An 11,864-nucleotide genomic window follows, 5' to 3' on the forward strand; every position below is an offset into this window, starting at 1 on the left:
TTACCCCCTTATATATTTTTTATATAGTACTTGTGTTCCACTATTTTCTTCGCCATCCTTAATTAACTCTTCATACAATTCTTTCGCCAAACTTAAGCCTGGGACTGGTAATTGTAATCTTTCTGCTTCCTCTAAAGCAATTTTCATATCTTTCATAAAATGCTTTACATAAAATCCTGGCTCAAAGTCTCCTTTTAACATTCGAGGAGCTAAATTACTTAATGACCAGCTACCTGCTGCCCCTGTTGAAATACTCTCTAACACTTTATCTGGATTCAGTCCAGCCTTCTTCGCGTAAGCAACAGCTTCACATACTCCAATCATATTGGAAGCAATCGCAATTTGATTGCACATTTTTGTATGTTGTCCACTCCCAGCTGGTCCTTGTAATTGAATGTTTGTTCCTAACTTTTCAAGTAAAGGTAAGCATCTATCATATATTTCTTTCTCCCCACCTACCATAATTGCGAGTTTTGCTTCTTTTGCGCCAACATCTCCTCCTGAGACAGGTGCATCTAACGTATATATATTTTTTCTTTTTGCAACTTCATTAATCCGTTTTGCTAAAGTAGGTGTAGATGTCGTAAAGTCAATTGCTATCGTACCTTCTTTTGCATGTTCTATAATTCCTTCTATACCAAAATACACTTCTTCTACATCATGTGGATATCCAACCATTGTCATTACAATATCAACTTGCTTTACTAACTCTTTTGGCGTATTACACCAATTTGCACCATCTTGCACTAAAGAATCTGTTTTTGCTTTCGTTCTATTATATACATATACTTTATGACCATCTTGCATTAAGTGATAAACCATACTTTTTCCCATTACGCCAATACCAATGAAACCTATTGATAAAGTTTTATGTTCCATTTTCTCATCCCCTTTGTTCTAATAAATCATTTACCATCTTTCGGAACTCTTTATTAAAGTCATCATCCATACTATTTTTCACATTTGAAAATAAAATAACAAAAGTTCCTTTTTCTTTATTAAAATTATTGAAAGTGTTCCAACCAGATAATACACCATGATTATGAAAATAATCTGGATATATATAAAAACTAAATGCATATTTCCGTTCTGCTGAAGGTGAAAACATTGCTTGTATACTTTGTTCAGAAAGAAGTTTTCCATTTATAATTGCTTCGTCTAATTTCTTCATATCTCCAACTGTCGTATACATCTCACCACAACCATATAGCCAATCCATGCCTAACTTCTGCGCTGGTACAAGCTCTTGATCTTTTTTCACATAACCCTTTGTAAAATTTTTATCTCCAGGTACCATATTTCCCATACCGGATTCATGCATATCTGCTTTTACAAATATGTTTTCTTTTATGTAATCTCCTAAAGGTTTTTTCGATATATGTTCTATTATATAAGCAAGCACCATATAATTATAATCTGTATATCTCCAACCTGTTCCTGCAGGAAATTCTAAATTTTGACGTCCAATCCAATTAATTAATTGTAAGCGGGAAGCCGCATTAATATTGCCTTTTGCGTGTTCAGGTAAACCAGAGGTATGCGTTAATAAATGATATAGCGTAATATTTTTATTCTCCGGAAATGAAGGAATATATTTATTTACATTATCTTGAATATTCAATTTCCCTTGTTCTTGCAGCTGTAAAATAGATGTGGCAACGACTGTTTTCGTAATAGAACCGATACGATATTTTGTTTGAGGCGTATTTTCTATTTTATTTTGAACATCAGCATACCCATATCCTTTATTCAATATAACATGCTCTTTATCTGTTACCAAAACTGTTCCATTGAATTGCTTTCCGACTAAATATTGATCTAATTTTTGAGATATGCTAGCATAATCAATTTGTTGCTCTTCTTTTTCTTCTATATTCCCTTGTACTTCCGATTCAATAGTAGGATTCACTTTAGTTGTTAATACAGTGTTTTCCTTTATATTGGGGCTAACAAGAAAATAGTATACTCCGCCGCCAACTATAGCAGACAGTGAAGCCACCACCATTACTTTTTTTATCATATTGATCCTCCATAATTCCTTCGCTAAAAATTGTCCCCCTATTCTATTATCAAACAATAAAAAAAAATCGCAACAATTTGTTGCGAAAAATCACATTTTTTCTTTTCTATACACACATACTTGATTCTTTCCATTTTTTTTCGCTTCATATAATGCAATATCCGCTCGTTGCATTAATTCTTCTCTTGTAGTTCCTTGTTCATATAACGCAACTCCAAAGCTAGCTGTTAACTTCGAAATTCCAGTGAATTGCTTTGTTTCAATGAAGAATCGTAATGATTCCGCAACTTGAAATGCTTCCTTTTCTACTGTATTTGTCACTAATATAATGAATTCTTCCCCTCCCCATCTTGCAAATACATGTTGCTGCTCCACTTTAGATTTCATAAGCTCTGCAAGTTGTATTAATGCCAAATCGCCAAAATCATGACCATATGTGTCATTAACTGTTTTAAAATTATCTATATCAAATAAAATAATTGCTATTTTCTCATCATTACGTATTACCTTTTCCCATTCTACCTCTAGTATTTGTTGAAACTTTAAACGATTATAAATCTCTGTCAATGAATCTATCATAGCAAGTCTTTCTTGTTCTTGATAGATTTCATCTAATTCTGTAATTTCCGTGCACTTTACAATAAATCTTGATAAATCTTCTGGCAATGGTGTCGCACGTAATAGAAAAGTAGATACTGCCCCTTCATAATTTGACATCTTAATTCTTCTACCGCTTGATAAAGTATCGTCTAGCCATGTTATATCATGCGTCGTCGAGTAGTATCCATTTTCTCTAATAAAATGTTCAGCAAATACTAAATGTTGCTCGCGATAGGCAAACAAATTTTCATATCCGAAAAACGTTAAAAAATTTGTATTACAATCAACAATTTCATCATCTTCTACTATAAATAATAAATCATTTTGAAAATCAAACATCGTTTGAAGCAGTTCCTGTTGTAAACTAACTTGCCTTACTAAAGAAAGTTGATACAAACTCTTATTCACTTCTTCTAACACTGCTTGCGGAGTTACAGGGGCTATTACAATATTACGTATTCCTAATGCAAGTACATCTGTAAATTCCTTTGTTATTTGTTGATCCCAAATGACAATGAATGTACTTTGCGAGGTATACATATTCTTTATATATTTTATTTGAGAATAATCTGTTACATACATAATTATAATGTGCGGTTTCGTTCTTTGAAATAATAGTTCGCCCTCTTCAAAACTATTTGCTATAAACATACATTTTGGATGGATATTTTCTATCGTTTGTTGATGTTTACATCCATTTTCTATATAAAGGACATTTAACTGCAGATCTTGTAACACATTTTGGAAAACCGTATTCTCTAATAAAAAATGTAGTATGTTCATCACTAGTCTTCACTCACTTCATATATCTTGTTCTACTGAATTCCTCACAAACATTTTTAAAAGACTGTTCTCCAATAAACTTTAATTTGTGAGAAATACATATTAACAAGCTAATTGAGAATGTTATCTTCCCTTTTCACTCTATAAATTCCTTTTTTAGTGTATGATTATAGGAATTATATCGTTTGTATGAATGCCCTAGCTTATTTCTTAAAACTTGACAATTAAAATAAAGATATTATATTCTTAAATTCGATAACTTACAAAATGTAAGTAATATACATTGCGTTTTCCCGATAATTTTATATACAATTTGGAGGATATATTATGACAAACGACAACTTTTTTAACGTTCTATATGAACGCACATCTACACGTGCATTCAACCCAAATAAAGAAATCTCATCTACAGAATTACATGAGATTTTAAAAGCAGCAGCACAAGCACCTTCCGCTTGGAACTTACAACACTGGAAATTCCTTGTTTTTCAAGGTGAAGATGTACAAAAACGATTACACCCAATAGCTTATAACCAACAACAAATTCTTGATGCTTCTGCAGTAGTCGCTATTTTAGGTGATTTAGAAGCTTATAAAAATGTTGAGCCAGTATATGGTCCAATTGTAGAACAGGGATTTATGAAAGAAGAAGCAAAAGAACGCTTAGCTAAAAATATTGAATCTGCATATGCTCGTGAACAATTCCCAAGAGATGCTGCCTTTTCAAATGCATCTTTAGCAGCAATGCAACTTATGCTTGCAGCTAAAGCAACTGGTTGGGATACTTGTGCTATTGGTGGCTTCAATCCACAAGCACTGACAGACGAATTTAACGTTTCATCTCGTTACGTTCCTATTATGCTTATTACAATTGGTGAATCAACTTTAAAAGGCCACCCTGCACCTCGCATGAGCGTAGAGCAAGTAAGCGAGTGGGCAAAATAATAAAAAACGAAGGCAACTACATTGCCTTCGTTTTTTTATTCCCTGTCATAATTTTGTAATATTACTACAAATCATTCGACATTTATACTTATGGAAAAGTATATTCTATTCCCTTCTCATAAATAAACGTGACGTTTCGTGTCGAATTTTGTTAAAGCGTTGAAATATACCCGTGTATTTTTGTTACAATTGTGATACAATGATAACAAATAGATAACAAGAGAGGGATTTTCATTGAGTTCATACGGAAGCTTTATCGCACTTTTATGTTACATAGTAACTGTACTGCTTCTATATTTTATTGGTGATGCCGCAAACATCTCCATTTTACAATTTCCAAAAGAAGAAGCATTCCAATTAGAATCAGAAAAACATACTGCACGATCCATTGTACCACTACTCCTAGCTCTTCCTATATATATCATCGTTTTATATAAAAGTAAAAAAGTGTAAAGGCTACCCATTTCATTTATTTCGGTGGTTTTTACATTTTTTTGTTATATTCCACCTATTTTAAACATCATTCCATACTAAACACCCAGCTAGTCATTTAAAATGAGAAAATCCCCTAGAAAAAATTCCACTCTCTGTCCAGTCACTAACTACCGAACTTACATAGATTATAAGTGTGAAGGGGGTGATGAGGATTATGTTTGGATCATTTGGATGCTGTGATAACTTTAGAGAATGTCATCATCATGAAAGAGAGCGCGACCATCGCGAGAAAGAGAGAGAGAGAGAGGTTAGACCACAACAACCAGCTGTATGTAACGTACTTGCTAGCATTTCAGTTGGAACAGAACTTTCTCTTTTAAGCATTAGAGGTAATGGTACTTTCAACAATGTAATTTTTGAAGGTTTCGCTAACGGTGTTGCTCTTTTCTCTGCTTTAGCTCGTAATGACAAAGACAACAAAGATAACAATAAAGACGATAAGAACAATCAAAATCGAAATACTTTTACTGGTATTTTACGTGTATGCCCAACTGATATCGTTGCAATCGCTATCTAATTCTGTCTCTTATCCTCGATAGTAAGCAAATAAGATTTACTTTTCTCATAGAAAAAACCTGAGACCGATTTCAAATCGACTCAGGTTTTTTTATTAATTAGATGCTTTTAACTAGTTCAACAACTTCTTCAGCAGTTGACATCATTAATGCTTTTTCTGCTAATGTTTCCATTTCTGCTTTTGACAACTTGCTTAGCTGTGTTCTTGCAGGAAGAATAGATGTTGCACTCATACTGAACTCATCTAACCCTAATCCTAATAGTAATGGGATAGCAAGTGAATCGCCCGCCATCTCACCACACATACCAGCCCATTTTCCTTCTTTATGAGCAGCATCGATAACCATTTTTACAAGACGTAAAATAGATGGGTTATATGGTTGGTATAAGTATGATACTTGTTCGTTCATACGGTCTGCAGCCATTGTGTATTGGATTAAATCATTTGTTCCGATAGAGAAGAAGTCAACTTCTTTCGCGAATTGATCTGCTAATACTGCTGAAGCTGGGATTTCAACCATCATACCAACTTCAATAGAATCAGAAACAGTTGTACCCGCTTCTACAAGTTTCGCTTTCTCTTCTAATAAAATTGCTTTCGCTTGACGGAACTCATCAAGAGTTGCAATCATTGGGAACATAATTTTTAAGTTACCGTATACGCTAGCACGAAGTAATGCACGAAGTTGTGTACGGAACACATCTTGCTCATCAAGACATAAGCGAATTGCACGATATCCTAAGAATGGGTTCATTTCTTTTGGTAAATGTAAGTATGGAAGCTCTTTATCTCCACCGATATCAAGTGTACGAACAACGACTGGTTGACCTTCTTTTACACCTTCAAGAACTGCTTTATACGCTTCGAACTGCTCTTCTTCTGTTGGAAGATTGTCACGGCCCATGTATAAGAATTCTGTACGGTATAAGCCAACGCCTTCTCCGCCATTATCGATAATACCTTGTACATCATTTGGTGTTCCGATATTTGCAACAAGCTCAACGTGATGTCCGTCACTTGTTACAGTAGCTTGGTCTTTTAATTTAGCCCATTCAGCTTTTTGCTCTTCAAATTTCGCTTTCTTTTCTTCAAACGAACGAAGAGTTTCTTCTGATGGGTTTACAATTACTTCTCCATCTAAACCGTCAATGATAACGATATCGCCATTTTGGATTTTCTCCATAACAACTTTTGTACCAACAACAGCTGGAATTTCCATAGAACGAGCCATAATTGCTGAGTGAGATGTACGTCCACCGATATCAGTAGTGAAACCTTTTGCATACTTACGGTTTAACTGAGCTGTATCAGATGGTGTTAAATCTTCAGCAATGATGATTACCTCTTCAGAAATTGTACCAGGATTTGAGAAGTTAATTCCTAGTAAATGTGCAAGAACGCGTTTTGTTACGTCACGAATGTCCGCAGCACGTTCTTTCATATATTCGTTATCCATGTTTTCAAACATAGAAATAAACATTGATGCAACTTCATCCATTGCAAATTCAGCATTTACTTTTTCGCTATTTACTTTATCTTTTACTGGGTTTACTAGTTCTGGATCATTTAACACTAATAAATGCGCTTCAAAGATTGCAGCTTTGTCAGCACCTAGCTCAGCAAATGCGTGGTCCTTAATAGCTTCTAATTCAGTTTTTGCTTTCTCAAGCGCAGCGTCTAAGCGTGCAATTTCTGCAGCTTCGTTTGTAATTGATTTCTTTTCGATGTTAAATTCAGGATTTTCAAGTCTGAAAGCCTTTGCAATAGCAATCCCACTTGATGCAGCGATCCCTTGAATGTTAAGAGTCATTATTCTCCTAATCCTTCGTTTTTCATAGTTTCTTCGATAGCTGCTAGTGCTTGAGCTGCATCATCACCATTTGCAGTGATTTTAATTTCTGCGTTTTGTTGAATGCCTAAAGACATAACGCCCATGATTGATTTTAAGTTAACGTTCTTTCCGTTATACTCTAAGTTAATATCAGAACCGAATTTGCTTGCAGTGTTTACAAGTAGAGTTGCTGGACGAGCATGAATTCCTGAGTCGCTAGTTACTTTAAAGATTTTTTCCATGATAATTTATCTCCTTTAAATTACAGTATTTTTTAGTTGTATAGACGTGAGTACTACATCATCTATTGTATATAATAGGCGATGTTCGGTCAACCACATCGCCTATTATAATTATAAACATTTTGCGTCAAATTCCTACTGAATGTCAATAATAGCGGTTTCGCCCTTCTTAACATTTCCATCTTTTTTCAATTCGACTTGTTGCCCTTGTTGTAAGTTTGTAAAGACAATTGGTGTAATGATAGATGGTGCATTTTCTTTTACAAATGCAAGATCTACTTTTAATAATGGTTGGCCTTGTTTCACCTTGTCGCCTTGTGCTACAAGCGCTTCAAAACCTTCACCATTTAATTTTACAGTATCAATACCGAAGTGAATTAAAATTTCTTTTCCGCCTTCAGATTGAATACCAATCGCATGTTTTGTAGGGAATACATTGACAATCTCACCGTTCACTGGAGAAACTACTGTTCCTTCAGTTGGCTCAATTGCAAATCCGTCTCCCATCATTTTTCCTGAGAATACTTGGTCAGGTACTTCTGTAATTGGTAAGATTTTTCCTTCGATTGGTGATACAATTGTTTCATTTTCATCAACTTTTTGAGGAGTTTCTTCCACTTTTACAGGTTCTTCTTTTTCAACATGAGGTGTACGACCTGACATAATATCATGAATTTGTGATTTTAATGTGTCAGATTTCGGTCCGAAAATAGCTTGAATGTTATTTCCAACTTCAAGTACACCAGCTGCTCCAAGTTCTTTTAAGCGGTCTTTGTTTACATTCTTTTGTTCGTTAACTTGAACACGTAAACGAGTAATACAAGCATCTAAAGAAGCAATGTTTTCTTTACCACCAAGTGCTACTAATACTTCACGAGGGAGTTCGCCTGCTTCTGCTTTTCCTGCGCCGTCATTTGCATTTGCCACTTCACGACCAGGTGTTTTTAGATTCCATTTACGAATTGCAAAGCGGAATCCGAAGTAGTAAATAACTGCTAGTACAAGACCAACAATAATTACCCACCACCATGCTGTACGGCCTGGTAGTACACCGAATAATAGGAAGTCAATTAAACCACCAGAGAATGTCATACCAATTTTAACACCTAAAATTTGCATTGTCATAAATGATAGACCAGCAAATACAGCGTGAATTCCGAATAATACTGGCGCTACGAATAAGAATGAAAATTCAAGTGGCTCTGTAATACCTGTTAAGAAAGATGTTAATGCTGCAGAACCTAAAATACCTGCTGCTAATTTTTTATTTTCTGGACGTGCTTCATGGTACATTGCTAAAGCTGCTGCTGGAAGACCGAACATCATGAACGGATACTTACCAGTTGTAAATGTCCCTGCTGTTAATTCTACACCGTCTTTTAACTGTGCCATAAAGATTTTTTGGTCACCACGGATTAATTCGCCAGCTGCATTTGTATACTGACCGAATTCGAACCAGAACGGTGAATAGAAAATGTGATGTAATCCAAATGGAATTAATGAACGTTCAATTAAACCGAATATAAATGCTGCAATTGTTCTATTTGCATCAATCATTTGATGTGAGAACGTGTTTAAGCCACCTTGAATGTATGGCCAAACGAAGCACATGATAATACCTACTATTAAAGAGAATGTTGCAGTTGCAATCGGTACGAAACGCTTACCTGCAAAGAAACCTAAGTATGATGGTAATTCAATATTGAAGTATTTATTATAGCAATATGCCGCTACTATACCGACGATAATACCACCAAATACCCCTGTTTGTAGCGTTGGAATACCTAATACGTTTGCATACGCTGGATCTGCAAATCCAATTTTTACTGGGTCTGCTCCAGAACTTGTTACTTTCACTAGCTTATCTACTTCTAAGAACACACTCATCGTTTTGTTCATAATTAAGTAGCCGACGAATGCTGCTAAACCAGCTACTCCGTCTCCACCAGCTAAACCAATTGCTACCCCAACTGCGAATAATAATGCAAGGTTAGCGAAAATAATATCACCAGATTGTTCCATAATTTTTGCAACCATTACGAACCAATCTGCTTTTAAAGCAGGAATAACATTTGTTAACTGTGGATTTTGAAATGCATTACCAAATCCAAGTAAAATACCTGCCGCCGGTAAAATCGCTACTGGAAGCATTAACGCTTTTCCGACTTTTTGAAGAACACCAAAGATCTTCTTAAACATGGAAACCCTTCCTCTCTTATCTATATTGATACCTTCCGACAAACGCCAAAAAGACATGAGGAAAAAAAGATAGAACGATAGCTATACAAAGGGTAGTATATCCCTTTCTCTAGCTTACATTCCTTACTTTTCTCCACTCATGCCTGATCGAATCAGTAACACGTGTCAAAAATAGGTTTACGTATAAGTTCACTATAATTAAGGCAAACGTTTTCGTTACTCACCTTAATGTGTTTGTCGAAATTTGTATAACTTTGCAATAGTTATTATACATAACTATTGTAAGCGATTCAATCATTTTTTTTAACGTTTTCATTTTAGACAAAAATATATGGCTTTTTACACATGCTCTGCCTTTACTAAGCGTTGCAAGTGCATCGTTAAATAAATACTTTCAGCTTCATATACAGGTAGTTGCAACTCTTTTTGCATGACCTTAACTAGCTTCCAAGCCAAGTTATAGCAAGCTGGATACTCCGCCTTTAATAAATCAGCAAAACTTTGCGATTCCTCTACTTTTTCTCCTTTTTTCACCCTCTCAATAGCATATTGAAGATGACGAATAAGACGTAAATAATGAATGCTCTCTTGATCTAATGTAATTTGTAAGTTTGTCTCAATTAAAGATACAAGTTGTGCAATGAGACGGGAGTTTTGATTAACTGAAGATAAATCAGAATTTGTAAGCGAACTGTAAATGTGCAGTGCAATAAAACCAATTTCTCCTTCAGGCAATGTAATTTGCAAACGAGAATTTAAAAGTTCTACAACACCTTCCGCAATTTCATATTCCTCTGGATAGAGCATTTTTGTTTCAACTAAAAAAGGGTTATCAATTGTAAGTCCTTGTTTTAACCTTTTAATCGCAAATGAAATATGATCTGTTAACGCAATATGAATATGTTCATTTAGTGGAGATTTCGCTTTTCCTTGAATGTACAGCATAATATCGTTCATCAATTCAATTAATTTTTCACTAATATGCGGCACTAATAATTTGTATTGTTCACGATCACGTTCATTTTTTAAGACAAACATTTTTTCGATTTGTTCTTGCTCCAATACATCTTTCGCTTTTTTCCCAAATCCAATTCCTTTACCAATCACTACTACTTCCTCGTGTTCCGGATGGCTAGCAATGATGACATTATTATTTAAAACTTTTTTAATTTCTAGATAATTACTCATATAACACCACCCTCGTACTTAAATAGCCTACTTTTATGTTACAGAATATTCTTCTTTGTCGTCAATGTAAAACATCTGCCATTTAATAAAAATTCATTTTTTAGACATGTTTATATATGATGCGTATAATGTAAGAGCAACTGTACATAGAAAGGAGATAACAGCATGATTAAAATGTTTGTAAGTGATATCGATGGTACAATGATGCAACACGGAGGTCTTATTGATGAACAAGATGTTGCGGCACTGCGCAGCCTTGCCGAACAAAATGTTATTCTTTGCTTCGCTTCCGGAAGACTTGATAATGAAATTGCAGACTTAATGAAAGCTGTAAATACAAATTTTCATCGTATTAGTGTAAATGGTGTTTTTGTATATACACATGAAAATAAACAACTATTATCTGCAACTTTTGATTCCAGCATACTTCCCGATTTGTTAGCTATGACGAATGAAGAGCCTTATTTCCGTTATGTAAGTGATGAGCATAATTATTACATTGAAGAGAAAACACCTTTTATTCAAGAACTTGAACAACAAGTAACTATGACTTCTGTTGAAGAACCAAACTTACTACAGAAGATTGATGATACAATTTTCCCAAATAAAATTTCTGTCGGCGGAACAAAGGAGAGCTTACAACTCCTTCAGAAAAAAATTGATGAAAAATTCCACGGGAAAGTTAGTACTTTCATCTCAGCAGAACAATGTTTAGATGTAATGCCACCGAATGTTAGTAAAGGCTCTGCCATTTCTGTTTTATTAAATGAGTTTCAAATAAAACCTGAGGAAATTGCTTGTATAGGGGATTCTTACAATGACATTCCTATGTTTTCTTTAACTCCTCACAGTTTTGCTATGTCACAAGCAGATGATGCAGTAAAAAATCACGCTCACTATGTAGTAAATCACGTCAAAGATGCTGTTAACCACGTAATTGCTCATAATAAAAATACGACTCATTCCTTATAAGGATGAGTCGTATTTTTATTTCTTTACATGTTAACCATTTTCAATTCCACTGTACTTCACAAACTGAAATAT

Annotated in this window: 11 protein-coding genes; 4 read left to right on the forward strand and 7 right to left on the reverse strand. The window is 34.6% G+C overall.

From position 1 onward, the window contains the following. From ACTFR3_RS11300 to ACTFR3_RS11310, 3 genes are all read right to left on the reverse strand, one after another. Entirely contained in the window at positions 1-879 is an 879-nt protein-coding gene (locus ACTFR3_RS11300; protein WP_000400429.1) for an NAD(P)-dependent oxidoreductase, read from the reverse strand. Positions 880-883: 4 nt separating this feature from the next. Further along, on the reverse strand, positions 884-2,020 hold the full coding sequence (locus tag ACTFR3_RS11305; RefSeq protein ID WP_000592910.1) for a serine hydrolase: 1,137 nt from the start codon (positions 2,018-2,020) through the stop codon (positions 884-886). A gap of 90 nt (positions 2,021-2,110) precedes the next feature. After that, complete coding sequence (locus tag ACTFR3_RS11310; protein ID WP_001023185.1) at positions 2,111-3,403, reverse strand: GGDEF domain-containing protein; 1,293 nt, start codon at positions 3,401-3,403, stop codon at positions 2,111-2,113. 327 nt (positions 3,404-3,730) lie between these two features. Here ACTFR3_RS11310 and ACTFR3_RS11315 point away from each other — a divergent pair, with 327 nt between their 5' ends. The 3 genes from ACTFR3_RS11315 (at position 3,731) to ACTFR3_RS11325 (ending at position 5,360) form a co-directional block, all read left to right on the forward strand. Continuing rightward, the gene (locus tag ACTFR3_RS11315) at positions 3,731-4,348 is read left to right on the forward strand and encodes a nitroreductase family protein (protein ID WP_000180387.1); all 618 of its coding nucleotides are present in this window, start codon (positions 3,731-3,733) and stop codon (positions 4,346-4,348) included. Between the two features lie 234 nt (positions 4,349-4,582). After that, the gene (locus ACTFR3_RS11320; RefSeq protein ID WP_440044426.1) at positions 4,583-4,801 is read left to right on the forward strand and encodes a hypothetical protein; all 219 of its coding nucleotides are present in this window, start codon (positions 4,583-4,585) and stop codon (positions 4,799-4,801) included. Between the two features lie 196 nt (positions 4,802-4,997). Next, the gene (locus ACTFR3_RS11325; protein WP_000468041.1) at positions 4,998-5,360 is read left to right on the forward strand and encodes a DUF3915 domain-containing protein; all 363 of its coding nucleotides are present in this window, start codon (positions 4,998-5,000) and stop codon (positions 5,358-5,360) included. 97 nt (positions 5,361-5,457) lie between these two features. On the opposite strand, the gene ptsP is transcribed toward ACTFR3_RS11325, so the two are convergent. The 4 genes from ptsP to glcT form a co-directional block, all read right to left on the reverse strand. Further along, on the reverse strand, positions 5,458-7,170 hold the full coding sequence (ptsP, locus tag ACTFR3_RS11330) for a phosphoenolpyruvate--protein phosphotransferase (RefSeq protein ID WP_000174207.1): 1,713 nt from the start codon (positions 7,168-7,170) through the stop codon (positions 5,458-5,460). Then, complete coding sequence (gene ptsH, locus ACTFR3_RS11335; RefSeq protein WP_000411080.1) at positions 7,170-7,433, reverse strand: phosphocarrier protein HPr; 264 nt, start codon at positions 7,431-7,433, stop codon at positions 7,170-7,172. The genes ptsP and ptsH overlap by 1 nt, the downstream gene beginning before the upstream one ends. A gap of 135 nt (positions 7,434-7,568) precedes the next feature. Next, positions 7,569-9,632: a PTS glucose transporter subunit IIABC gene (ptsG, locus tag ACTFR3_RS11340; protein WP_000473178.1), complete on the reverse strand. Its 2,064-nt coding sequence runs from the start codon at positions 9,630-9,632 to the stop codon at positions 7,569-7,571. A 339-nt stretch (positions 9,633-9,971) separates the two neighbouring features. Next, a complete protein-coding gene (gene glcT / locus ACTFR3_RS11345; RefSeq protein ID WP_086403787.1) occupies positions 9,972-10,820 on the reverse strand; it encodes a glucose PTS transporter transcription antiterminator GlcT in 849 nt (282 codons plus the stop codon). A gap of 165 nt (positions 10,821-10,985) precedes the next feature. On the opposite strand from glcT, the gene ACTFR3_RS11350 reads away from it, so the two are divergent. Beyond that, positions 10,986-11,792, forward strand: coding sequence for a Cof-type HAD-IIB family hydrolase (locus ACTFR3_RS11350; RefSeq protein WP_000594248.1), 807 nt, complete (start codon positions 10,986-10,988; stop codon positions 11,790-11,792). Positions 11,793-11,864: the final 72 nt, after the last annotated feature.

Source organism: Bacillus cereus group sp. MYBK14-1, assembly GCF_051916885.1.
Taxonomy (GTDB): Bacteria; Bacillota; Bacilli; order Bacillales; family Bacillaceae_G; genus Bacillus_A; species Bacillus_A cereus.

What these genes read in the sequence shown, in the direction of transcription:
- ACTFR3_RS11300 (WP_000400429.1), bottom strand. Translation starts at nt 879, where the DNA reads ATGGAACATAAAACTTTATCAATAGGTTTCATTGGTATTGGCGTAATG.
- ACTFR3_RS11305 (WP_000592910.1), bottom strand. Translation starts at nt 2,020, where the DNA reads ATGATAAAAAAAGTAATGGTGGTGGCTTCACTGTCTGCTATAGTTGGC.
- ACTFR3_RS11310 (WP_001023185.1), bottom strand. Translation starts at nt 3,403, where the DNA reads ATGAACATACTACATTTTTTATTAGAGAATACGGTTTTCCAAAATGTG.
- ACTFR3_RS11315 (WP_000180387.1), top strand. Translation starts at nt 3,731, where the DNA reads ATGACAAACGACAACTTTTTTAACGTTCTATATGAACGCACATCTACA.
- ACTFR3_RS11325 (WP_000468041.1), top strand. Translation starts at nt 4,998, where the DNA reads ATGTTTGGATCATTTGGATGCTGTGATAACTTTAGAGAATGTCATCAT.
- ptsP (WP_000174207.1), bottom strand. Translation starts at nt 7,170, where the DNA reads ATGACTCTTAACATTCAAGGGATCGCTGCATCAAGTGGGATTGCTATT.
- ptsH (WP_000411080.1), bottom strand. Translation starts at nt 7,433, where the DNA reads ATGGAAAAAATCTTTAAAGTAACTAGCGACTCAGGAATTCATGCTCGT.
- ptsG (WP_000473178.1), bottom strand. Translation starts at nt 9,632, where the DNA reads ATGTTTAAGAAGATCTTTGGTGTTCTTCAAAAAGTCGGAAAAGCGTTA.
- glcT (WP_086403787.1), bottom strand. Translation starts at nt 10,820, where the DNA reads ATGAGTAATTATCTAGAAATTAAAAAAGTTTTAAATAATAATGTCATC.
- ACTFR3_RS11350 (WP_000594248.1), top strand. Translation starts at nt 10,986, where the DNA reads ATGATTAAAATGTTTGTAAGTGATATCGATGGTACAATGATGCAACAC.